General features: G+C 46.4%; 17 protein-coding genes and 1 pseudogene. All 18 read right to left on the bottom strand.

The genetic code is table 11. The features are described from left to right. Positions 1-401: 401 nt before the first annotated feature. Positions 402-2678, bottom strand: coding sequence for a glycoside hydrolase family 3 C-terminal domain-containing protein (locus AC0YOD_RS00090; RefSeq protein ID WP_475797231.1), 2277 nt, complete (start codon positions 2676-2678; stop codon positions 402-404). Positions 2679-2707: 29 nt separating this feature from the next. Beyond that, the gene (locus AC0YOD_RS00085; RefSeq protein ID WP_475797230.1) at positions 2708-3589 is read right to left on the bottom strand and encodes a carbohydrate ABC transporter permease; all 882 of its coding nucleotides are present in this window, start codon (positions 3587-3589) and stop codon (positions 2708-2710) included. Positions 3590-3613: 24 nt separating this feature from the next. Further along, positions 3614-4546: an ABC transporter permease gene (locus AC0YOD_RS00080; RefSeq protein WP_475797229.1), complete on the bottom strand. Its 933-nt coding sequence runs from the start codon at positions 4544-4546 to the stop codon at positions 3614-3616. A gap of 1 nt (position 4547) precedes the next feature. After that, on the bottom strand, positions 4548-7235 hold the full coding sequence (locus AC0YOD_RS00075; RefSeq protein WP_475797228.1) for a glycosylhydrolase-like jelly roll fold domain-containing protein: 2688 nt from the start codon (positions 7233-7235) through the stop codon (positions 4548-4550). Beyond that, positions 7232-8764 carry an ABC transporter substrate-binding protein gene (locus AC0YOD_RS00070; protein WP_475797227.1) on the bottom strand — a complete coding sequence of 511 codons (1533 nt, stop codon included), beginning with the start codon at positions 8762-8764 and terminating at the stop codon, positions 7232-7234. The genes AC0YOD_RS00075 and AC0YOD_RS00070 overlap by 4 nt, the downstream gene beginning before the upstream one ends. A 96-nt stretch (positions 8765-8860) precedes the next feature. Next, on the bottom strand, positions 8861-10459 hold the full coding sequence (locus AC0YOD_RS00065; protein ID WP_475798310.1) for a response regulator transcription factor: 1599 nt from the start codon (positions 10457-10459) through the stop codon (positions 8861-8863). 2 nt (positions 10460-10461) lie between these two features. Beyond that, positions 10462-12240, bottom strand: coding sequence for a sensor histidine kinase (locus AC0YOD_RS00060; protein WP_475797226.1), 1779 nt, complete (start codon positions 12238-12240; stop codon positions 10462-10464). Further along, complete coding sequence (locus AC0YOD_RS00055; RefSeq protein ID WP_475797225.1) at positions 12225-12857, bottom strand: TetR/AcrR family transcriptional regulator; 633 nt, start codon at positions 12855-12857, stop codon at positions 12225-12227. Before AC0YOD_RS00055 ends, AC0YOD_RS00060 begins: the two co-directional genes overlap by 16 nt. 7 nt (positions 12858-12864) lie before the next feature. After that, on the bottom strand, positions 12865-14070 hold the full coding sequence (locus AC0YOD_RS00050; protein ID WP_475797224.1) for a pectin acetylesterase-family hydrolase: 1206 nt from the start codon (positions 14068-14070) through the stop codon (positions 12865-12867). Beyond that, positions 14058-15020: a poly(ethylene terephthalate) hydrolase family protein gene (locus AC0YOD_RS00045; RefSeq protein WP_475797223.1), complete on the bottom strand. Its 963-nt coding sequence runs from the start codon at positions 15018-15020 to the stop codon at positions 14058-14060. Before AC0YOD_RS00045 ends, AC0YOD_RS00050 begins: the two co-directional genes overlap by 13 nt. 198 nt (positions 15021-15218) lie before the next feature. After that, positions 15219-16937 carry a type 2 periplasmic-binding domain-containing protein gene (locus tag AC0YOD_RS00040; protein WP_475797222.1) on the bottom strand — a complete coding sequence of 573 codons (1719 nt, stop codon included), beginning with the start codon at positions 16935-16937 and terminating at the stop codon, positions 15219-15221. 82 nt (positions 16938-17019) lie between these two features. After that, positions 17020-17889, bottom strand: a complete 870-nt coding sequence (locus AC0YOD_RS00035; protein WP_475797221.1) for a carbohydrate ABC transporter permease — start codon at positions 17887-17889, stop codon at positions 17020-17022. 11 nt (positions 17890-17900) lie between these two features. Then, the gene (locus AC0YOD_RS00030; protein ID WP_475797220.1) at positions 17901-18830 is read right to left on the bottom strand and encodes an ABC transporter permease; all 930 of its coding nucleotides are present in this window, start codon (positions 18828-18830) and stop codon (positions 17901-17903) included. 12 nt (positions 18831-18842) lie between these two features. Further along, positions 18843-20786: an alpha-glucuronidase gene (locus tag AC0YOD_RS00025; RefSeq protein WP_475797219.1), complete on the bottom strand. Its 1944-nt coding sequence runs from the start codon at positions 20784-20786 to the stop codon at positions 18843-18845. 235 nt (positions 20787-21021) lie between these two features. Further along, a complete protein-coding gene (locus AC0YOD_RS00020; protein WP_475797218.1) occupies positions 21022-21813 on the bottom strand; it encodes a helix-turn-helix domain-containing protein in 792 nt (263 codons plus the stop codon). 591 nt (positions 21814-22404) lie between these two features. Next, positions 22405-22935, bottom strand: a complete 531-nt coding sequence (gene sigK / locus AC0YOD_RS00015; protein WP_475798309.1) for an RNA polymerase sporulation sigma factor SigK — start codon at positions 22933-22935, stop codon at positions 22405-22407. Between the two features lie 232 nt (positions 22936-23167). After that, positions 23168-24439: pseudogene (locus AC0YOD_RS00010) on the bottom strand (Gfo/Idh/MocA family protein). A gap of 183 nt (positions 24440-24622) precedes the next feature. After that, a partial coding sequence (locus tag AC0YOD_RS00005; protein WP_475797217.1) for an S-layer homology domain-containing protein occupies positions 24623-25957 on the bottom strand: 1335 nt, incomplete at its 5' end.

The raw sequence follows: 25957 nt of genomic DNA, 5'->3' as shown, positions 1-25957 counted from the left end.
GACGATATTGTGGACCGCGCTCAGCTAAAGATCGAAAAGAGTATTATTTATAAGAATCTTGCAGCGTCCTTCTCTATTAATGGAGAGTACACCAACCACCACCAACTGGAATCCGAGAACTCCTCCTTTCGGTTCACACTGTTCGGATGTTGAAACCCCCTGCTCGCGTGTAAAACAGGGTCAAGTATATTGCTGGTATATGTTTAATAATGAAACGAGCTGCCCCCGGGTAAGGACCGGTGTCAGCTCGTATTCATAACCTATGGTTGCTGTTTTGCTTTTTCCGTCAGCATCTTAACGACTTCTTGAATTTGCTGCTTCAATGAAACCGCATTATTGCCCCAGAACAGCTCTGGGTCAAGTTGAAACTCCCGGTAGCTTTTGGGACACCCCTTCCATTACTAGGATACCGGCTCAGATATTCCAGCTGCAGCATTAGCATGTTTCAGAAGCTGTTCCAGCATTTCGTCGGTAAAGGCGCCTTTGCTGAACGCTACCAAGGAACGAAGCGGCATCTCCCGAATGAACACAGCCATCATTTCAGAGCTATGTTTGTCTCGGGATTCAGACATCCCCTGTGTCAGCTGGCGAATAATCGGCTCCGTACGGGGATTAGCGATCAAATCTGCGAGAGATGACTGACGATCATAGCGCTGGACGAGGGATGCTGGCGAACGCAGGTTTACCGTCATTTGAAGCAGAATATGCCTGGAGGATTGACCAACCAGAATATCAAAATCGCCACTTTCTGCATGCCAATCGCCAAGCTCAGGGTCATAGTAAGCAAATGCTCGTTTGTCCAGTATAAAGGAAACCTCCTGTTCCTCCCCAGGCTGAAGCTCCACCTTAGCAAATGCCTTCAGCTCTTTCTCTGGACGTACCAATCGGCTCTGCTTATCCTTCACGTATAATTGAACGGTTTCCTTACCCAATCGGTTACCCGTATTACGGACACGCATTCGTACGGTCAGCGTATCCTCCTCCGTCAGTTCATTTTTGTTTGTACACAATTGACTATACTCGAAAGTTGTATAGCTTAAGCCAAAGCCAAATGGAAACATCGGCTCGATATGTTTGCTATCGAAGTAGCGATAGCCAATGAATAGCCCTTCCCGATATTCCATTCGGTCTCCTGCTCCGGGAAAGTCCGGATACGCCGGCGTACAGCGGATATCAGCTGCAAATGTCTCTGCCAGCTTGCCACTCGGGTTTACATCTCCATACAATACAGCTGCTAACGCTCCTCCAAAGCCCTGACCGCCCAGGTAAGCCTCAATAATGCCACTCGCCTGTTTCGCCCACGGCATCTCAATAGGTGCACCATTGCACAGTACTACAATAATCCTGCTCTGGACTTGCGAGACGGCATGAATGATGGCTTCTTGATTCGCAGGCAGTCTTAGATGCTGACGGTCGTATGCTTCTGATTCCCACCGTTCTGGAAGACCCACCACGACGATCGCCACCTCAGATCCCTTAGCTGCAGCCACTGCTTTCTGTTCTAATTCCTCACTTATTTGCTCGCTATCTAGATCGTAGCCTTGCTCGTACGTCAGTGCTCCTGCCTTATCCTTGATGGCTTCCATGATGTCGTCCACCTTGGTCGGCTTCATATTCGAGCTACCGCCACCTTGAATTTTTGGATTCCAAGCCATTGCTCCAATCAGGGCAATCTTTTGTTCGCCTGGTATGAGTGGCAGCAGTGCTCCCTCATTCTTCAACAGCACCATACTATCGGCAGCAGCCCTGCGGGCTAGCTGGTGGTTCTCCTCGTAATCGCAAGATACCGGCTGGCCGGTGCGCTTCGATGCGCGAACAACCAGCTGCAGTACGCGTTCGACCGCAAGGTCCAGCACCTTTTCATTTAATGCTCCACAGCGCACCGCCTGAATAATGCTGGCAACGCCGTACCCTTCACTAGAAGGCATCTCCAGATCAAGGCCTGCGCGAACCCCTTCAGCCAGTACATTCACGGCCCCCCAATCGGATACGACTGCACCTTCGAAGCCCCACTCCTCCTTTAGAATTTCATTCAATAGGTGTGGATGCTCTGAACAATAAACACCGTTTACCCGATTGTAAGCACTCATAACCGTCCACGGCTGGCTGTTCTTCACTGCAATTTCGAAAGAATTTAAGTACAATTCCCGTAGGGCGCGCTCCTCTACATTCGCATCTGTCGTCATGCGTCTCTCTTCCCTATTATTGCAAGCGTAATGCTTCAGTGATGTACCCACATGCTGGCTCTGAACGCCATTAATATAAGCTGCCGCCAGTTCTCCGGACAGATAAGGATCTTCTGAAAAATATTCAAAATTCCTCCCGCATAGTGGCGAGCGTTTCAGATTTACGCCAGGGCCGAGCAGAATGTCTACTCCTGCGGCGTGGCATTCCTGCCCAAGCGCAACTCCGATCTCACCCAGCAGCTCCCGGTCCCAGGAGCATGCCAGTGCCGAAGCCGAAGGAAAACAGGTCGCCGGCGCACAATCACTCACATCAAAATTCACCTCGTACTCATCAAGCCTACGCAAGCCATGAGGTCCGTTCATCATGACAACAGAGGGAATGCCCAGTCTCTGAATCTCAGTGGTTCTCCAGTAATCTTTGCCTGAGCACATGCTCGCCTTCTCCTCCAATGTCATGAGTGAAAGCCATTCCTTTATTTTCACTTGTTCCATCTATTCATCCTCCTTAACCTTACACACCCTTACCCCTTCACTGCACCAATCGTAATCCCCTTGATAAGATACTTTTGGAAAAAGGGATACATCACCATAATCGGCAGAACACCGATCACAGCAATCGCCATCTTCACCGTCGTACTCGGCAAGTTAGCTCCAGCCTCACCTAGTTGAGCACTGAACTTGCTTTCCGTCAGAAACTGGATGTCGGTTAGCATTCTATTCAATATGTTCTGTACGCTGAACAGCCTGGAGTCGGTCACGTAAATCATCCCATTAAACCAATCGTTCCAGTAAATAATCGTCTGGATCAAACCTACTGTAGCAACGATCGGCATCGATAGCGGCACAATTATTTTCCAGAATATTTTGAATTCTCCTGATCCATCGATTTGCGCCGCCTCGATTAGAGCCGGGGGGATCGTCGTCATGAAGAACGTCCTCATTAGGAGCACATTAAATCCATTCATGAGCAAGCCTGGTATGATCAAGGCCATAATAGTGTTTTTAATATCGAAGTATTGGACATAGACCAGGTAGGTTGGTGTAAGTCCGCCGTTGAATAGCAGCGTGAAAAATACAAAAAATGCAATTCCGTTACGTAAGGGTACTCCCTGTCTGGACATCGGGTAAGCAAGCATCGAGGTCATCAGCAGACTCGCTGCCGTACCGAATACCGTAATAAACACCGTGACCCCATAAGCACGGGCGAGCTGCTCCGAGTGATTCCACAGATAGCTATAAGCGCCCAATCCCAATTGATCCGGAAAGAAGGTATAGCCCTGCCGCAGAATTGAGCTCTCATCGGAGATCGATGAAATAACAAGTAGCAGGAACGGCAGCACGCAGGCCACCGCTAGGGACATCATCGGAAGATGAAGCCATATTCCCTTGTTGATCGTTTTCATGCTTCTACACTCCTGTCCCAAGCCTTAGAACAATGCGCTGTCCTTGTTGAATTTGCGCACCGCGTAATTCGATAACAGTACCAGCACAAAGCCGACTACGGACTGATACAGCCCCGCTGCCGAAGACATTCCAATATCGCCTAAATTCATAAGCGCCCTGTACACATAGGTATCGATAACCTGTGTCGTATCATTCAGGGCTCCAGAGCCGAGTGGAACTTGATAGAATAGACCGAAATCAGAATAGAAAATTTTGCCGATAGCTAGCAAGGTCATCATGATGATAATCGGAGATAATAATGGAAGAGTAATATAGCGGATTTGCTGCCATTTAGAAGCCCCGTCTAGTTTTGCTGCCTCATAATATTCCGGATCAATCCCAATGATCGCAGCCAGATAGATGACGCATAAGAACCCGGCGCCCTTCCACAAGCTGATAATCGTCAGAATGAATGGCCAATATTGCGATTCGCTATACCATGAAATACCCTCTATCCCCAGAAAGGAAAGTATGGTTTTGTTAATAAATCCAGTCTCCATGCTGAGCAGGGAATAAGCCAAATAACTCACGATAACCATAGATATCAAATGGGGCAACAGTAATACACTCTGGTAAAACCGCGACATAAAGCGGCTGCGAATTTCATTCAGTGCGATTGCAATACCCAGTGCAAAAGTAGTATTTAAGATAATGAAACAAAAATTGTACAATATCGTGTTGCGTGTAATGATGTACGCATCCTGCGTTTTGAATAAATACTCAAAATTTTTCAGGCCAACCCAATCACTGCCGAGTAGTCCCTTCGCAAAATTGTAATCCTTGAAGGCGATCATTAGTCCGAACATCGGCAAATAATTGTTGATGAGCAAATAGACAAGCCCCGGTATCATCATGAGCAACAGTACGTAGTACTTGCGCACACTGCTCTTCCGGCGGGGCCGATAGGTTTGTTCCATATTACTCCCCGCTTCCCTGGCTGATCGCGGATGAACCAATAATGCTAACTGGACCTAGCAAGCCAGAGGGCTCCTGCTGGACGAACTTGGAGAACCAGTCCTGCTGATCCTTCGCTAGTGTATTGGTCACCTCGATAGTCACTTCATTCTCTCCTTGCTTCCAATAGCGAGCGATATTCCATACATAAGGCGCACACAGCTTCACACCCACATCCTGTCCATTGACCCAGACCTGTGCAGTCTCATAAACCTGCCCCAGATCCAGCCATATCGGGTCAGTTATTTTACCAGTTACGACACACTCATACTTCATCGTGCCTGAAAATCTCGGCAACAGGTCGCGTGAGCTCATATTACGAAGGTCCTTCATGGTCCCCCAAGGTGTAAACGCCGGATATTCTTTGGCCGTAGCCAGGGAAATGTTCCACTGGGCAGGCTCAATCAGACGTCTGGATAAAGTAAGATCCGCACTGGCATGCAGGCTCAGATCTGTCCCAAGTGGAGCACGCTGCCACTGGCCAATTGAAACTGGTAGAGTCCCCTCTTCTCCAACTGGTACACGAAGCAAGATTAGCGATTCATAAGCGCTCAGTCGCAAATCAAGCTGAAAGTTCACTCCTGCTCCTACGCGATCCACCTTGTTAGTGAATGCGTCATAACGAAGCCATACGCCAGTGCCTGGGAGCGTAATGCCAGTCTCAATCGGCTGATCCGGATTCTCATTGAAAAGCATGAGAACTTCCAATTGATCATGACGGTATTGGTAGGCTCGTAGATAAGGCTGTTTGTCCCTTACCACCAGTTCATTCATCCCTCGTTCGATAAGCCTCTCTGCCAGCAGCTTCAATGGGGCTATAGTAACCTGAGGGTAAGCCGCCAGCTTCTTCAGCACTTCCTCGCATGGTACAGCTTGGCTCGCTCTTACAGGCAATGCGTCAATGAAGATAATAGACAAACCAGATGATGCGAGCTCAGTAAGCTTGCCCAGCCATTCAATTGGCAGCGCTTCGGCATAAGGTACGATTAGGCAACGGTAGCGTTCTTTGTGCACCGCTAGCTCCCCATCGATAACATCCGAAGAAAGCAGGATATCGATCGGCAGCACATCGCAGTCAATTTGGCTCTGCATCAACTGCTTCACCGGCTCCTGAAACAACATGTATTCCCCGGACCATTCAGCCTCAGCGTGATACAGCACGGCAGCACTCGCAATATGCTCCCCGTCATTCAATAAGTGGCATAACCGGTTCGTATAGTCATTAAGCAGTCGGTAATACCTGAACTGCGGATTATAGCCTCTGGCATAGAAGTGCGGCGGACAATCCCAGTCAGGAAACTCCTTCTGAGAAAAAGCATGTGGCACAAAATGATTGACGCCTCTAACCAGCATATGATCGGTCAGCCACTTCATCAGCTTCAGCCCTTCCGCCCAGCCATAAGCGCCGAAGATTTCGCAAAAGGTTCTTCCTTGCTTCCTAGGGTCGATATGTCCCAGTGAAGCAGCTAGCTTGGTCATCCCGTAATGGAAAAAGACGCTGTCTGTCTTCCCGCCCATCCAAGAGAAGGACATTTCATCAAACCCGGGTACAATTTGCCATAGCACGACATCCAGACCAGACATGTCCTGCCCCTCCAGCGCTCGGAAGAAATGTCCTGCTCCGCAGCCCAGTCTGGCGTGTACATTGTTGTCCTCCATTAGATGGCCGATATAGGCTACACCGCGTTCTCGGCACCAGTCTCCAATCCGCCTGCTAAAGTGCTCTGCGTATAGCTTGCTCACTACGTTCATGTAGGCGTAGCGCACAGCAAACGTCTGAGGTCCTCCCTCATGCCAGAGCAGAGGCAGATGCTGCCGCAGGTTCGGACCATATTCAACCTCCAGCAGCTCCAGCAAATCGGAACGCCACGGCAGAGCCATCTTGGCATCGCCAAGACCCGTAGCATAATCGTACGATGCTTTGCTGTTATAGAAGCCAGGCTCATCCGAGAAGAAACCTGCGAATGCGACGCCAAAATCATCCTTGTATCGTGCGTAATAGGCTTCGTAGATTGTATCGATCAGAATTTGAGTCGATTCCGGAACGATCGGGTTCAAATAATCTTTGCGGCGATCATCCCCACCTTCCCGGGTGACGACGAACAAGCAGACCGTCCAGTAGCCTTCCGGCACTGACCAATAAAGAACCCCGTCTTGCACAGTAGATTCGAGATCTATTGCAATAAACTCCCCATCCAGCTCGCCCGTAACTGGATCACGCCTAGCTGCAGCAGCACCGACAGGTCTTGCTCCATCTAGCACCGACCAGGGGCGCAGCAGGAATGAAGCTTCAGGATCGGGACCGCGTGCATCCATTCGACGCTCTGAGAGGAACTGCCGCTGGTGTTCCAGCGGCGCTTCCTTCACCTTACCTGCTGCGTGTCCTGTCGGAAAGTGATCATCGTCGAAGACCCATATTTGCATCTCATGCTTCCGGGCTTCATCCATAATGGTATCCATATCCTTCCACCACTGTGGACCAAGCATATCAGGGTGGGGACGAGATTCTACACATACGGCATGGATGCCCGCTTCCCGTATTCGAGCCAGCTCCTCACGAATGACCGCCTCTTCTTCTCCGCGCTGCCAGAAGAAAGGAAGAATATAATTCCGTTCCTCACCACTTAGCAATTCATGAAGTTTACGACTCATTGCACACCCTCGGCTTTCGCCCATTCATCAAGCTGGCGCTGCTTATCCGCAATAACCTTATCGATTCCTGCGGCCTTCAGCCTCTCATTAAATTGCGGCAAAACCTTATCTGGGTCCACAGAACCTGTTTCCAGAACAATATAATATTGCGCAATGACGTTGGATACCGCCGCTATTTCAGTTTTGACGGACTCGGGATTCATCGTAAAGCCCATCGCTTTGGATTTAATCGCCTGCTCATTGAATTCCTTCATCTTCTGCCAAATATCCGGGTCTTCACCCTCAAATACATAAGAGAGGAACTGGTTGCCAAACAGCCAGCTCATATTTAGATTGTAGCCGTTCGTCAGCATCGTGACGCCTTCTGGATATTTGATGACATTATCGGACACTTTGACATAATGCTTACCTTCAATACCCCAATCCAGCAGATTAACAAGCTCAGCATCCCCATACATCAGATCCAGAAACTTCATGGATGCCTCCGGATTCTCAGCTTGACGCGGAATCCCCCACATAATGTTCAGCACATGATCTGTCATGGATACAGGATCAGACAAGGTTGCGCTAATCATTTCCTTGCCAATGGATCTGGACTCCTGCGCATCAAATCCCGGTTTCAGCTTAGAGAGATAACCAAAAGCTCTGTCAGCCTTCATTAATTCGATCTGGGTCGACTTGTTGGTTGCTGCATCTTTCAACGTATAACCCGCCTCATACCAGTTCCTCATCCGTTTCAGGAGCGCAGCATATTCCGGAGTCTCGATACTATTAACAAGCTTCAGACCATTATCGTAACCTGGTAGCACGCCCATCCCGTTGCTAAGACCATCATGCCAGCTGTAGCTGGTCAAAAAGGAGAAGCCTGCTCCGCTAGGAATTAACGGCGTAATGTCTGGTTCATTATCTTTAATGATTTTGAGCGCTGCTTCTACATCATCCAGCGTTTTAATCGCACTCGCGTCGATTCCATGCTTATCTGCAAGATCCTTGCGCATTGTAAATCCGTTGGCTGTTGCCAAGTCTCTCACAGGCGTGACGCCGTAAACCTTTCCATCTACCTTACTGGCGTTCAAGTAGACCGGGTCAAGCGCCTTGCGAATATTTTCCCCATTCTTCTCGAGCAGCTCATCGAGCGGCAGCAGTTGTCCTCTGGACACTTGGGAGCTAAATCCGAACGGTGATCCGACGACAATCAGATCCAGCTTCTCATTGCTCGTCAGCATTAAGTTCACCTGCTGAGCATACGCGCCGTAATTGATTGGCATTAGATTAACCTTTACATTGATTTTTTCCTTTGTAATCTTGTTAATCTCATCTTCTACAGCCTTCATATCCTGTGGCGTACCGGTAACACTGAGAAATGCGACATTCAATTCATCGACCTTTTGCGGTGCTTCCTCACCTGTTGTTACGGGGCTGTTAGACGGATCTTTCGCCGTTCCGCCTGAATTTCCGTTCGTACCACATGCGGATATGAGCAGAGATAAGATCACTAGACTTGCGAACAACCATGTCTTCTTGCGCATTGTGTTTTCCCCCTGGTTTGATCATTTGGCTTTCTCTTGCCATTGTAGCGGGAAGAGGACCGCATCCTCTGCTACAGATTCGACCTTTACCTGACGTCATTTCGACTTTGCAAGCGAGGCATCCCGTCCGTGCTGGCGAAACTCGATTGGGCTTAAGCCTGACTGCGCCTTGAACAGCTTGGCAAAATGGGAAAAGTTCGAATAGCCCGTGGCCAGCGCCACGGCGCTTACAGGAAGCTCAGAGTGAATAAGCAGCTGCCTAGCCAGCTTGATTCTCTCCTGCAAAATATATTCTGGAATCGTACAGCCCAGCTCTTTCTTAAATAAGCGGGTCAAATAGTCAGGGTGCAAGTATACATGGTTCGCTGTCGTTTCTCTGGACAGACCTTGATCCAGATTGGATGCAATATAACGTGTCGCCCGTCCAATCACATCGCCAATCGAGGACGGATGTGTGGTATTCACAGCCTTCATAATGACATGGGCAAGCCAGCGCTCCAGATCGGTAAGCGAACGGGAAGCTGCTTCCGCCAGACGCAGGCTCTCCTCATCACAGAACATGAGATGTGCCTGAACCCCTTGCTGCTGCAGGACTGTATGGGCCATTTGCAGAAAATTTTCCTTCAGCGCACGCAAATAATCGCCATTTATTCCCGTATGATCCCGCAGTCCGTGGATGCAAGCTCTCGCTTCTTCCAGCAGCCTCTCCTTCACGCCTTGCCTCATCATCGCTGCCCAGCCGCTCATATCTGGCAGAGCCGGAGGCGCTGCTGCAAGACACTTTGCCTCATTCAGAGCAACATAATGGATTCCGGTCACATTATTTCTGTCTAAATTGTGTAATTGATTCAGCAGAGCAGGGAGCTCATGTCCTTGTACTGGCCGCCCCCCATAGCAATACAATTCACAGTATAAATGGACACGACAAAACGCAACCAAGCGGCTACACATAATGGCAAGTCCGTTCTCTTGCTGTTCCTGTTCCACAGTCATAATAAGCAACCAAGCGTCATTCCCGGCAGGAACAACAACACTGCCTGACGTAAGCCTTCCCAGCAGTTCTTTGCTTGCGTTCTTGAGCCCATATTCCAGCAGCTTCCGATCTCTGACCAGGAAGTCCTGCTGCCAGCCACGTATGATCATCAACACTGGTAGAACCAAGGAGTCCGCTGGGAGTGATACCTGTCTTGCCACCGCTTCATCTGCAATAATCTCACTCACTGCCGGGATGGTTTCATTCAGCACATCCAGCCAGAAGCGCTCACGATTTATATCCTGCTGCCGCGACCACCAGATCTTAATCCTCTGCGCATCCGCCAGTTCTTGCTCGCGTTTCACAGCATCTGCCGCCTTGCGCAGTGCGGCTTCCAGCTCTTCCTTGGTCAGCGGCTTCAACAAGTAATTGGAGCAGCCCAGGCGCACGGCTTCTTGGGCGTAGTGAAAATCCGCATGGCAGGTCATCAGCACGGGGACGGTGCGAATTTCCTTCTCCCGCAACCACTTCAGCAGCTCTAGTCCGCTCCGCTGCGGCATTTCAATATCGCATAGCAGAACATGAATCTCCTGTACCTCAAAAATCCGCTCCGCCGCAGTCGGATTGTAAGCGACATAAACGTTGGAGATACCAAGCTGCATCCAGTCCACCATTTTTTTAAGCGCTTCCACAAAATGAATCTCATCATCTACGATCAGCACGTTCAGCAAGAGGTGCCCTCCTCTCCTTTCGGGAATGACTTCATGGGTAAGCGAACTTCTACTCTAGCCCCGCCTGAATGAGAATTAAGAAAGGTAAGATCGGCTGTTCCGCCATACAATAGCTCCAGTCTGCGCCATGCATTCCAGATTCCATGCCTGCTCCCGTCCTCCCGCTCCAAGTTCCTCTTCTCATTTAAGAGCTGCAGCAACTCTAGGGTAAATCCTTCTCCTGTATCCTCAATAACAAGTAGAATGCGAGGCAGCTGACCATCAGATTCCAGCTTTCCATGAATCGACAGCCGGAATGGCGCTTCCAGCGTAAATGCGTGCTTGATGGCATTCTCCACAAAGGTTTGAATCACGAGCGGGGGTATAGCGAGGTTCAGCAAATAAGATGGCACCTCAATTTCACTGCTCAGCTGATCTGGAAACCGCAGCTCCTGAATACGTATATAATTGCGCATATGCATCATTTCATCCCCGAGAGAGACGAGTGAGACATGACTGCGGAAAATGTAACGAAAATAGTCCGAGAGACAGCGCGACATCTCCTGGATTAATTCATAATTGCGTACAGCAGCCAAACTGTGCAGCATATTGAGGGAGTTCAAATAAAAATGGGGATTAATCGTTGTCTGCAGCTGCCTAAGCTCCGCCTGCTGTTTGCTTAATTGCTCCTCATAAACATGGATTTTCAACTCTCTAATCTGGGAAAGCATTTGGTTAAAATGATCGTTAACGACGCGAAATTCCTCGGTTGATGCATTAGATTCCAGAATCCCCTGCATATACCCTTCCCCGATTCGATTCATGGCAGATAGCAGTCTTCTGATCGGGAGCAAAATCATCTTGCGAAGCAGCACCAAACTCAAGGGAATCAGCAATATAGAACCCACAGAGACAAACCTATTCCAGCTCCAAAGATTGAAAAAACCTTTCAAAATATCTTGCTCCGGTATAAGTGCAACCAGTCGGAAACCACCATGCCGGGATCGTTCGCCTACCGTCAGATAACGGTCCGGATCGCCTGATAAGCTATATCCACCAGAGGCAAAGCTTAAATCAATTTGTTTTTCGCGAACCACTTCAGCATGCATCATAGGCTCTCCAGCTTCTGTTGAAAATAGCGAAAAACCGCTCTCGCCTAAATTGATCAGGCTAAACGGAATGAGAAGTGTGTCCGCCTTGACCCAGGCGCCAACATAAGTGTTGGGAGCTGCCTGAAGCAAGCGGAGAATATAATAGCTGCCATCGATCTGTCGTACAAGCCAGTCACGCCCCCCAATCTCAGACTGTGTAGGGGACGCATTCAGCTTACGGGTAACCTCACCTAATACCGCTACTCTTTCCATATAGGATGGGCGTGGACTGAATGCTTCTATGAAGCCTGCATCCAGAGTGCTATAAATCCAAAAGCCGTCCACTGCTCCATTAGGGGAGATTTCGTTCCATAGTTGCTTGGACAGTTGTACTTTTAGCAGTGCCGTCTCTGCTTCTGGCTGCCTCCGGTCCAGCAGCAGCAGGTTCGGGTCAGAAGCCACCATGCTAATTAAGAAGCTGTCGATTTCATCGAGCAGCCCATCAATTTGATTCATATAGAGGGAGATAAAGCTCTGATTGCTCTCAGCGACCTGCTTACGCACTACCTGAGCGGCGTAATATTGGTTGAAATTGAGCAGTACAATGAGCGGAACCAGAATAGCGGCGACGCCCACAATAAGTTTGAAGCGCATCGTATTTCGAAGCTTGCTTTTGCGCTGTGTATTCATTGCCTTTCCCATAGGCTAAGCAGAAAATCCTTATAACGCGCATTCTGCTCCAGCTCAGCTGCCTTGGTCGCGTCACCGTTCTGCCGGCAAATCAAGACAGACTTTTGTAAATAAATGAAGTACAAATGTGTAATCATTCGCGTCCGTTCGATCCAAGCCAGCTTCTCATCATTAGGTATTTCGGCTGCGCGCTCAGTGGCAAAAGCACTCATCGACAAGCGTGTCTCCTCGCTGATAAGCTCCTTGAATGCCTCCAGTTCCGCTGGATTCTTGCCCATACTGGCATAATACACACTAAAGAGCGAATCATAATAGAGAAGATCTGGCTGGTGCTCTCTTAACCGCAAATACTTGTCGAGTATGGCTTCAATAGAAGCACGCGGGGATATAAAATCGAACTCCACCAGCAGCCGTCCGAACATGCGCTTCAGATTATCTACGTACACTTCAGTCGCCAGCTCCTCCTTATCCTTAAAGTGATGGTACAAGGTACGTCTGGACGCGCCTGAGCGGGTAGCAACGAGTACCAAATCCGCGCCCTCAATCCCCTTCTCGCAAAAGGCCGCCAGCGCCGCCTCTTTTATCATTTCTCTGGTAAGCTGCAGTTGTTTCTCTCTAAGCTTCATCATGTATCCCCTATCCTGTGGTGCTAAGCTCTCCGGCAGCTTTGGTGCTCGCTGCAGCATCGTTATGCAGGAAGCGTGTGCCTCGAGAGCTGCGTTCTTGCTTGTGAATAATGCTATCCAGCCATGCCACTAATTTCTGCCCCTCCTCCTCTGCCTCATAGAAAGCTTGCATCGGCAGCAGCGTATGCGGAGTCGTGTGATTCTCCTTATCATAGCCGTATTCTGTAAGAAAATAATAAAAATTAGGCAGTTGTTCGTCAAGCTGGCGGGTAGCCGCTCGAAACTGCTGGCTCCATGCCTCCAAACTTTGCGGGTCAATATCGTCTCCTTTGCCATTAAGACGGTTCTGGAACGAGGTGAGCACCTTGTCATTAATCGTACAAGCATGCATGAGCACAGCATTAGCAGGCATGGCCTTCGCATTGTGGCGGAACGCCGCCCCAATCATATCTGTCTCCATCGGAAAAGCGAACTGGCGTGTGAAATCAGTATTCCACTGCTTGTTTACAATACTCGGCCATTGCTCGGAAGCAAGGAAGGAGCTGTCAGAGAGATGATAGATTTCTGCATCTGCATAATGGTTCGCAATGTCACTGGCATAGAAGGCTGAACCAAATCCACCAGCACTGGAACCTGTGATTAGAAGCTTATCCGGTGTGTCGAAATTAGCATACACCCATTGCAGCGCTTCCTCCACATTATTCCTGCCATTATGACGGATATGCCGCACCTTCTTTCCCTTATCATCGCTGTACGTAACTGCAGCATTGCCGGTATGGAAGTCAGCAGAGACATAAGGAATGAAGACGACATTCCACTCGGAGAACGGGTTCTCTGGACGTTGATCGAAGATCCCTCGGTGCATACTAAGGATGTAGAACGGAATTCGGGCGAAGTAATAGCCAAATTGCCCGTACTTGAGATAAGAGCGCAGGGACAACGGGATCTTCGCCGTCTCTGCATCCCAGCAGGCCCCACCCCCGCAGAAATAGACCATCAAATTCCGGCTGCTGCCTTTGCGGGTATATAAGAAGAACGTTGAACCATCCGTGGCCATTGTTTGCTTGCTAAGCTTAACCTTGTTCCACTTGCCCGGCTGCGTATCACGGAAGCTATTCTTTTGGCTTGGTCTTTTGAAAACCTTACGGTTGACAAATACAATGGAAAGGACTGCAACTGCAACAATAAAAAAGAATGTTCGCTTCAACCTTTGCATGCTAATTCCCCTCTTCTCTCATAATCAACAGCATTCAGTCCTTGTGAATGGACACCGACCCAGCCTTTATTGCGGTACAGCTCCGGATGCTCTCCAGTAAAAGCTGCCGCTGCATCTGAATCATCAGCCAGCCAATAACGCAGCCATGCGGTCAGATAACCTCTATGCATGCCGCCCTGCCCCATGCTCTCTAGATGATCTGCCGCCCTCGTCATCGCCATAACAGCTGCTTGGCCTGATCGAACCGCTGCGTAGGCACTCCGATTGGAGGATTTTGGTGAGATCATAAAATCATGCGTTCCAGCCATGAAAAATAATGCAGCGGATTGCGTTTCGATCTCATAAACATCCTTGGGTTCACACCACATCAGAGCAGGCAGCGCAATCGTAACCACCGTCTGAAGCGGCTCATCCAGATAATTGCCTGCATTCAGGACCCCTGTCGCGCCTTGGGAATGACCCACTGCACCAATGCGGTCTATCAGCAGCTTGCGATAAAAAGGGCTCGCAGGATTAGCATTCTCCTGCAGGGCATAACGGACCGTATCTGCAACTTCCCGGCCAGTACCCGTATGACGGCAATAACTGTCGATTACAACAAAGCCCCACGTCGCCAAATGAAGCAGCAGCGCATCATAATTCTCAGGCTGGGCATCCGAGCCATTGCCCCAAACAATAATAGGACAAGCTTCGTCCATCTCCTCCGGGCAATAGATTTTGTATTGCGGATTCCCATCATCTTTCTTAATTACCATACTTCTGCTACGATGCGGCCCTGGTTCGCCATAACGCTGCTCCATAGGTTCTGGCTGATAGCGGTAAAGCCACCTTCGTAATTTAAGCGGATACATCATTAGCAGATAGACAGGAATTAAAATCCACTTTACCCATGGGCGGGAAGTCAGCTTCTCTGATGTCGTCATCCGTGCTTGCCATCCTCTCGTTTTCATTTCATGTTACACCAAGATAATTAACTGCACACCGTGTGTAATAAAAGTATAATGAAGGACACCTCCACTGTCAATGCAGGATTTGTGAAGTTGCGTATTGTTATGGCTAGGGATGAAAATAAGGGTGGAAAAGAGTAAAAGCCTAGAGGCTTGCATGCGCAAGCCTCTAGGCTTTATCAATCTTTTGCTCGTAGAATGCTATTTCAGCATTGTTTCATTTCCGAAATATTTCTCCCATGCAGCTTTTCGCTCGTCGATAATCGCTTGACCGCTTGAACCGAGGTAATCCTTCATGCCTGCGTCATATACAGCGTCAAATTTATCAACAGGTGCCACAACAGCCTTGTTCAAGAGCGTATCACGTTTCTCTTTAAGCGCTTGACCTTGCCCGTCTTCTGCCTTGATTTCACCCACATTGGCATTTTTGCCTACACGTCCGTCATGAGTTGTAATTTGATTTGCTATTTCAATATATTTTGCGTCAACACCAGCATAACCGTTGGCAATTGATTTGACTGTCTTAGCAGGATCGCCAAGGTCAAGACCATTACTTGTAATTGTGTAGTCGATGTTTGCTGGAGAGTTCATAATTTTTTCGCCTGTAGTTGCAATTGTCTTCAGGGAACCATCAGGCAGCTTTTCGTGAGTAACGCCTTCTTCTCCAAATTGCAAGAATACGCGATTTTCAAGCTTGGAAATCCAGTTCACATAGAGCAGAGAAGCAATTGGTTCTTTGTTTGTAGCTGGGAAAAATATTTTACGGTCAACAGGACCTGATAAAAATTTCTTATAAACACCAGCATCGTTGACAAATGGTTCAATAGCAATATAAGCTGCATCTGGGCCAACAAGCCGTTGAAGGCTTGCATGAATGCTGTCGTCACCGTTACGGTATGGATAATCCCAGTTGTGCATAAATGCACCCACATAGCCCATTTTCATAAGATTATCCTCCGTTACATCTCCGGCAGGATAAAGGGAGAAATCTTTCCAAATCAGACCTTCGTTATACCACTTGTTCAACGTTTTTATGCCTTCTTTGTAATTCGGAAAAAGGAAATGTCGATCATCAAAGCCCTGTATGTAGATGTCCTTGTCTGTTATATCATTAGGCACGTAGGATGAAGTCAAATGATCTGTACGCCAGCCGATGTCAAAGCTCGTCGAAAAAGGAATCATCTTGTTAGCATCTTTTCCTAAAAGTGTAGAAGCGTTGTCTTTAAATGCTACGAGCATGCTTTCAAATTCTTGTAACGTTGTTGGCGCTTGGAGATTGAGCTTCTTTAACCAATCCTCGCGCACAAAGGTATTAATACGGTTAAGGACATTCAAACGAGTTTCTAATGCCCACAAGGTTCCTGTGTTAGGATCCTTGTCCCAATAGATATTTGCTTCGGTTAGATACTGCCACATGTCTGGCAAAAGGTCTTTATTTTCTTCGACAATGGGGCCTAGGTCAAGAATACCACCCATATTGGCATACGTTTGGATTGTTGGATAAGAGTAGGTGAGACTGATATCCGGCGCTTGATTCCCTGCCAAAAGGTTGTTAATCACCTCGCCCTCTGTCCAACGCGGAACAGGAACAAAAGTAACTTCTACATTGTGGTCACGAAGCATTCCGTCTTTGATATATTGTGTGTAAAAGTTGTCCTCTGGTTTGGTTCCCCCGTCATTACCACGGTCATAAATCTCTACTGTAATCTTACGAGTCTCCTTGAATTTTAAATTGGAATCGAGACCTAGCTTTTCTAGTCCTGCATCGTTGCTGTCTCCATCGGTATTTGATGTAGGTGCTGAAGAAGCTGATGGCGCTGGTGAAGCTGATGGCGCTGGTTTGTCGCTGGTACATCCTGAAAGTGCCAAAGCAAGAGTAGTACTAATCGCCAGAATGGACGCCGCTTTACGAAATCGCATGTTTGTTCCCCCTCATTTTCATTTACTATTTTGGAATGATTTATAAAAATTGACATAGCCAATTTCTATCATGCGTTACAGATTAACCTTTTACCGCTCCGATTGTGACACCGGAGATAAAGTATCTCTGCAGCCACGGATATATGAGCAAAATCGGTACAGTGGCAAACATAACAGTTGCTGATTTAATCGTTTCAGACAGGCCTGGGCTTGAAAAGCCTTCCTGTGTAGCCACCTCAACACTGCTGATACTATTAAGTATGTTGTAAAGCAGCAATTGTATAGGGAAGTAGGTTCTATCTGACATAAACATCAATGCATCCGAGAACCCGTTCCATCGACCTACTGCATAGAAAAGAGCCAACGTTGCCAGCACAGGAGTGGAAAGTGGTAGATAGACGTTGATGAGTACCCTAAGCGGTCCTGCTCCATCGAGCTCAGCGGATTCTCTAAGACTCTCAGGAATCCCAAATAAGAAGCTGCGCATGATGATTACATAAAATACACTAATGCCGTTTGGCAAAATCAGTACCAACGGATTATTGAGCAAATGCAGCTCTTTCAAAAGCAGATAGGTCGGGATTGTGCCTGCACTAAAGTACATCGTAAAGATAATAATTGCTATGATAATCTTTTTCCCTTTCAGATTGTCATATATAAGAGGGTATGCACACATAATCGTCATAAACATGGACCAAAGTGTGCAGATCACAGTTAGTATTGCTGTCCACAACAACGCCCAAGTGTATTTGGAATCTCCAAGCACAGTCGAGTAAGCATCGAAATTAAGACCTACAGGCAAAAGTAAAACTTCATTTCTCACCAAGGAATCCGCTGAGCTTAAGGATCGTGCCAATATATTCAACAACGGCAGGAGACAAGCTAAAACACACAATAAACAAAATAAAGCGATAATCCAGTCTCCGATTCTAGTGCTTTTTGATTTAATCATGTTATAACCTCCTACCAGATGCCACGGTCGCCAGATTTTTTTGCCAGAGCGTTTGCTGCAAACAAAAATATGACGCAAACGACGGATTGAAATAAACCGACGGCAGTGGAGAGAGAGAATTGCAATCCACGAATACCGTTGTTGTATACGAATATGGAAATAACGTTAGAAACATCTGAGACAAGCTTATTGCTGAGTGCGTAAGGTCTGTCAAATTCACTACCTAAAATGTGCCCTAGGCTTAGAATCAGCAATATAATGATCGTAGGACGAAGTCCTGGCATCGTAATATGCCAAATTTTTCGTAAACGACTTGCTCCATCCACCGATGAAGCCTCGTAAAGTTCTGGGTTAATCCCTGCAATGGCTGCCAGATAGATAATGGTATTCCAACCACAGCTTTGCCATATGCCCAGAAAAATGTAGGTGACAACCCAATACGCAGATTCATTCAGAAACGGAATTGAAGCAAAGCCCATCTTGTTTAGCATGATGTTGACAAGTCCAGTAGACGGTGCAAAAAGCTGAAGTGCCATACCAGAAATGATAACCCATGATAAAAAATGTGGCATATATACTACTGTTTGGGTGAACTTCTTAAACCGTTTGAATGCGAGTTCATTTAAGATAATGGCCAGAATAATAGGTGCAGGGAAGCCAAACAGTAAGTCAAGAAAGTTAAGAACAATGGTGTTTCTAAGTGCATAAAGAAAGTCACGATTGGAAAAGGCCTTAATGAAATATTCGAACCCTTGATTTGCTGCCCATTCCATCTCCCAGGGACTTTTTACAATGCTATAGTTTTTGAATGCAATTTGAATGTAGCCCATGGGTATATAACGGAAAATAATAAAGAAGGCCATCGGGAGAAGCAGCATCAAATAGAGTATCCAGTAACGTTTAATATAGCTGATCGATTTTCTTTTATTTGTAATTACCATATCTGTACCGCCTTACATATAAATTTTTCTTCCCTTTTCATCGTCAATTCCCGTTTTGCGATAGAAATACGTATTCACTTGATCTCGCCACTCACGAGCATTGAGCAGTTGAAGTTTAAGTCGTTCTTTCACCGAGTTAAGGGCTTCCTGTGGAATTCGGTTCTCCAGAGTATCCCAGGATAGTAACAATGCTTCCGCTTGCTGAGCACCCTCAAAGTGACTGTCATATATGTACTGAAGCAATGTTCGTCCGTCTTTCATTTTGTAGTCGTACCGAACTCGATGGAAAAACAGCAATAGTTCCTCCGGACAACTTTCTATATGGTCATACATCCGTTGTAGTGACTCTGGATACTGAAGTGTAAATCCCGTTCCTTTGGAAGTTCGATCGACACCAATCGCATCAAAGCTTGCTCTGTGATAAGTCCCCCAATTTGAAAACTCATAGCCGTCAACATTAGGTCCGTAGTGAGTACTTGGATTTACCATAAAGCCAATGCCAAGAGGCGCTGTATAGCTCTCGTATATCCCTCTTGATTTAAGCAGCATATCCTCCATCGTTTGGCATCCATGTTCATCTGCTTCAAACGTGATCCGAATCCACTCACGGATCAGCTCTTGAGCAGTAAGCTCCGGATTCCACGCCATTCTCCCAAAGGCATACAGATTGCACTGTGCAAGGGTGTTGCCTGTCCAGTTCATGTTATTGCCAGTGTTTGTAACCGCTGTCATAGCAACGATTTCTTGACCAAACAAACTTTTCAACTGTTTCCCTTTATCAACTTCAGTTGTCAAAATTTCTTCCCACTGAACAGCTAGGCCGAACAGGTCGATTTGCTGGCCTGTGTACTCCTGAGCAATTTGAAACTCAATGGCCTCGCTGGTGCTCTTAAGACTTGAGAAAAGAGGCGATACTGGCTCTCTCGTCTGAAAATCTACAGGGCCATTTTTGATTTGAAGAATGACGTTCTGATCAAATGTACCATCCAGTGGCTGAAAGTGTTTATAAGCCGCCATTGGACGGTCGGTTTGCTCATCTCTCCAGTCCTGCTGGCAGTTATACACGAAGCAGCGCCAAAAAACCAACCCTCCAAATGGAGCGACCGCTGCGGCAATCGTATTGGCACCGTCTGCCTGAGTTCGTCCAAAGGCCTCCGGGCCGCCCCTAAACTCTGAGTCCGCTTTCACCAGATAACCTAAAAAGTCCGGGATTTTATCGTATACAACCGCGGATTGAACGTTCCAAAATCCCTTTACTCCCGCATCCAGCGGATCGGAGGTTGTAAGCCCGCCGACGATCATCGGTGCATCAAAATGTACGGATACCAATAATCGGATGCCAAAAGGTCTAAACAGAGCAGCTAGTTCTGCCATGTCAGAAAGCAACGGTTCAGCAATCAGACCAGCGCTTACTTTGTTCACGTTCACATTGTTAATGCAAATTCCGTTAATTCCGATGGAAGCCATCATTCGGGCATAATTTTTAATTCTTTCTTCATCGTAGTCAAATTTATTATTAAGGAAGAAGAAAGAATTACCGGCATATCCGCGTTCAATGTGCCCATCCATGTTGTCCCAATGATTAATAATGCGATAGTCCACTTTGGGTGCGGATCGTTCATGAATGTTTTCCATGTTCTCTCCAGCGGCAAGACGGTTTAGGAAGCGATAAACACCATATAAGAGACCATTCTTACTGCCGCCTGCGATCTCGAATCCATTTTGCAGTGGAGTAAGTGAAAACTCCTCATACTCCAAGTCATCAATTATTAATTGCAGCGTGTACTCAGCGCATTCTTGAATTTCTCCCCATAAGCGAATTAGGCCTAGATGACATTCTTGATGGATAAAATCTAAATCGAAGCCTGATCTGATTTGCAAAGCTTTAGGCTCTAGACTGGATTTTGGCTGCAGCCAAGCATTATATTCGGAATATATACGTCCTGTGTGATCCATGAAGCACCTCTATTAAATAAATTAAAGCGTTTTCATAAACTAAAAAATATAGGGTGTGAATTTAACATTTTATTCATATTAAATTCATCGTGCAGCACCTATTAAGATAGCCAAAACGCTTTTGTTCCTTAATATAAAACTTAGCATTGAAGATACCTTTCAACAATAGTCTGAATATAGTTAACAATGCCTAATTAAAGATGATTTTTTTTGAAAAAAAAAAGACTAGCATACGCTAGTCTGGTTTATTTCTGAGACATTGTGATGGCGAATATCCTTTGATCATTTTAAATTGCTTTCGAAAATGCGACAGATCGTTATACCCGCAACGCTCTGCGGCTTCGCTTACGTTACATTCGCCATTTTGCAGCATGTCCTCTGCATGGTTAATTCTCGTTTGCGTCAAGTATTGATTGACCAGTATTCCCATTTCATTTTTAAATAGTGCCCCAAAGTATACCGTATTGAGCCCTACCAGATTTGCAATCTCTTTTACAGAAACATTGCTCGCGTAGTTTTCAGATATATAATTGATAGCCTTTTTCACCCGATAGTCTATGCTCGTGGGGTCTTTTTTTAAGAGAATCAGCTCAAACAATCTGTGAATAATGACAAGCAGCAAACCTCTGGTTTTTATGTGATACCCGGTTTCCTTACGAACCCAGGCATTGGATAGCTCACGAAAAAGGCCGATGAGGTCGCTTTTAATCCCAATGTGCGTCAGCAAAGGAAAAGGAAGGTCAGCTAGTTGTCCGTTCATTTCATAGAGTTTGAAGTTAGCGGAGTACAAGTTCATAAGGTCATCGACGATGCATTGGGCCATACGAATACTTCCACGTGGAATGCAAAGAAGATCACCGCGCTTCACCTCGTATTGTACTCCATTAATTATATAGATTCCTTTCCCTTCTATGACATAAGTGATGTCAAAAAATGAGATTTCATTTTTTGCAATTTCCCATGTTGGTGTGCACTTTCTATATATTAAGTAGCCGATATCAGGAACTAAGGAGTCATTAATTTCCACTGACAAATTGATCTACCTCCCAAATAATACCTTTAATTTAAACCCTATTACTATAGTTCAACCTTGTCAATAAAAAATGTCGACGTTAGGATTAAATTAGAAAAATTATCAATATATGAGGGACCTGAATCCGTGACGGATCTTTAGTTCTTTATCAAAAATGGTACCCTATGTAAGAAAACTGAGAATTATCTGTCTCGAAAAGTATCAACACTGCTATTCATCCATTTTGGTTAGGATAAAATAGACCTTGGTATGTTCAAGGTCTTGGGTGAAGTCGATCTGGATTTACTTTTTAGGCAAAGCCGTTCTTATCCTTCGACGCAAATTGTTGACGTAGGACTTTGACTACAACGTTTTGAAGTTATGGACACAACCCGATGTAAACACCAAACGTCAACACATCCCAACTCGACCCTAAAAAAATGTTTATGATTCCGCACTCCACATGTGTGGAGTGTACAAACAAAAAAACCAAATGGAATCTCTGCCATTTGGTTTCATTTATTGATATAACACCTTGACAATTAATCCCCAAAATGACCGCTACATACGATAAGATCAAATGTACTATAAGAGCTCAGGTGACTCTCACCTCTTCGCCTTATAAAACTCATGATAAAGCTTCATCAACGCCCTTTTCTCTATCCTTGAAACATAACTCCGACTAATCCCAAGCTCCTTCGCGATCTCCCGCTGCGTCCGCTCATCCCCGCCATGCTCTAAACCAAACCTTCCAATGACAACTTCCTTCTCGCGGTCATCCAATATATCAAGATTCTTATAAATCTTACTCTTTTCGATCTTTAGCTGCACCCGGTCCACAATATCATCCGCTTCAGTTCCGAGGATATCGATCAACGTAATTTCATTGCCTTCCTTGTCCGTGCCGATCGGATCATGAAGCGATACGTCCTTACGTGTCTTCTTCAATGATCTCAAGTGCATAAGTATTTCGTTCTCAATACAACGAGCTGCAAATGTCGCAAGCTTCGTGCCTTTCCCGGTTTGGAAGCTCTCAATTGCTTTAATCAAGCCGATTGTACCAATACTAATTAAGTCCTCCAGATCCTCACCAGTATTATCAAACTTTTTGACAATGTGGACACAACCCGATGTAATTTAGTCCCTAAATGAAATGTGACTCACATAGTAGAAAGTGGATATACTTCGATAAACTTCTTTATGCCAATCGTCCTGCGCTACTCTATCTCGGTAGACGGAGAATGTTTTCATAGCAAGCCAGGTAACTAAAGAAAAAGATCACAATTTTAGGTTACGAGCAAATAATGCTCACTTTTAATTGTAGAATAAATCATTGATCAAATTATGAGCGCCACATCATCTACCTACATTAATCTTTTTTCAATTCACTAATATATTCAGACATGTTAATAACGCGACTTTCTAAACGAGACTTCTCTGCTGCAAAAGCAACCAGATGGCTTTGTACAGAAATACCCGCTCCGGTTAATCCCTTTTCTTTCCCATCACTTCGTACAAGGTTTACAAAGTCTCGTATAATACCTGCATCTCCACCACCATGTCCTGCTACATCCGCATCAAGATGAATGGTCTCCGTCTCCCGAGTAATAAAGCTTGTAATTTCAATTACATTTTTCTCCATATCGCCTCTAATCTGACCGTGTGTACCCATAATCTTGAGCGATCTTCCACTTTCAAATGTAAAAGCACTCATTGTGAAAGCAACGGTCACTTTATTGGCGAATTCGATATTTACAACCTGATGATCAACTACATTATTATCACAATGATATACACATCTTCCGTAAGGCCCATCCTTCAATGCCTGAAGCACGCCTTCTTCGCTTGGGTCATTGCTGACGACGGATCGTTGCACCGCACCCACCCAATCATCTCGCTCGATATACATTTTAGGCCCATAATAAGGACACTCATCCTTTACAGGACAGCCGTCCAAACAACGTAGAGTCGCACCCGCTCGCGCGTTTTCTTTGCGGAAATGGGTCAAGGAACCGAATGAAGACACTTTGGTGCACTCCGAGTCTACGAGCCACTGTAGAATGTCCATATCATGGCAGCCTTGGCAAGAATCATCGGACTGGAAGCCTCCGAATCTCTCCAATTGCCTCTAACGAAGCTGTGGGCTTGATGTCGATGCTCCACATTCTCAGTATGCTGAATCGAGACGAGTTTACCAAGTCTTCCAGCTGTAATGAGCTGCTTGATCGTCGTGAAAAAGTCCGTATAACGAAGCACATGACAAATCGAAAATACCCGGTTATATTTTTCTGCATACTCGCCCATCACGATACATTCCAAAGGATCCGGTGACATTGGTTTTTCCAGAAGAACATGATAGCCCTTCTCCAATGCCTTAAGCACAGGCTCGTAATGCATTTTATCTTGTGTGCAAATCAGAACAGCATCGGCTATTTTAGGCCCTGCAAGCAACTCCTCCCAGCTTGAGTAGCAGTTCTCTTCAACAATATTGTGAGCTCGCTGGAAGTCTCCCCTCCGAGTTGTATCCAAGTCTGCAACAGCTATAAATTGCAACTCTTCCGGATGGCTTAACCGCGTATGGAGCATACGCTCCTGCCCCTCTTTGTCCTGCTCCGATTAGTGCCGCTGTAATTCTTCTCATTTCAGTTTCTCTCCTTATGTATACGTTATTATGTTAAATTCATTGGCTTGTAATTACCCTTATTGAAGCAAATAACCCTTTGTGCAGGCGAGCATGACAATGCTTGCCTGCTTACTAAGGGTTATCGCTCATATGTTATACTCTTATTTCTTTAACAACTGATAAATCTTCAGAGAAAGTTATTTATTTATTATTTAGCATAGCTAAAATCAATGTAATGGCTTCGGCTCTCGTTGCAGATGCAGCAGGCTTGAAGCTGCCATCTGTATAGCCTTTAATTAGACCTGCTTCTGCAGCTGCTGCTACGTAAGGAATTGCCCACGCTGGCACTTGCTCAGCATCCTTAAATTTAAGCTTGGCAGTTGGATTCACTTTAAGATCTAGGGCGCGAACGATCATAACCGCCAGCTCTGAACGTGAAATCTCGTTATTCGCACGGAACGTACCATCTTCGTAGCCTTTAATGATACCGACTTGAGCAGTGCTTTGAATGAACAGTTGTGCCCATGCTGGTATTTCCAGTTGATCCGCGAAAGTAATCTCGTTGTTGCTGCCCTCTTCCAGCTTCAGCGCACGAGCCAGCATTGCTGCGAACTCACCACGATTTACAATGCGATCAGGTTTGAACGTTTCATCCGCGTAACCTGTTACAAAACCTAACTCCACCGCTCTTTCAATCGAAGCTTTCGCCCAATGCGTCGTAATATCCTTCAATTCGACTGGCGCTGGTGTTGGTGTTGGTGTTGGTGTTGGTGTTGGTGTTGGTGTTGGTGTTGGTGTTGGTGTTGGCACTGGTGTTGGTTCTGGTGTTGATCCTCCAGCCACCGTCTTGACAGATAGCGTTGGGCCATTCACGCTCCAGTTGTCTGATCCATCTACCGCTTCAACATTAAACGAATACGTTGTGCCAGCCGCTAGACCTGACACTTGGTAACTAGTAACATTACCACCCAATGTCGCCAGTTCAGTGCCATTCTTGTAAAGCTTGTAACCTGCGATTACTCCAAAATCATCTGTTGCTACGTTCCACTTCAGTGTCAGGCTATTCTTCCCAACATTAGATGCAGTTAATTGTGCATCCGGCCATACTGGCGCAGTTGTATCCACTGCAGGTGTTGGAACTTTAGCTGATTCGAATGTCGCTAGGGCATCCTTAAGAGCTATTTCTGCTGCATCCACTTCCACTTGCGTCGCTGAAGTGTTTTCCTTCACTACTGTTGCTTCATCAATCGCTGCTGTTAGCGCATCAATCGCTGCTTGTGGATATTGGCCTGGCTCTGTGCCTGGTTCCGCTACTTCTACTTTCGCTTGTGTTTCTGTAATCACTGCTTCTAGTGCAGTTGTATCGATGCCTTGTGTTGGAATTTTAGCTGATTCGAATGTCGCAAGGGCTTCCTTAAGAGCTAATTCTGCTGCATCCACTTCCACTTGCGTCGCTGAAGTGTTTTCCTTCACTACTGTTGCTTCATCAATCGCTGCTGTTAGCGCATCAATCGCTGCTTGTGGATATTGGCCTGG

The organism is Paenibacillus sp. J31P13, assembly GCF_056269295.1.
This window is presented reverse-complemented; position numbering and strand designations above follow the sequence as displayed.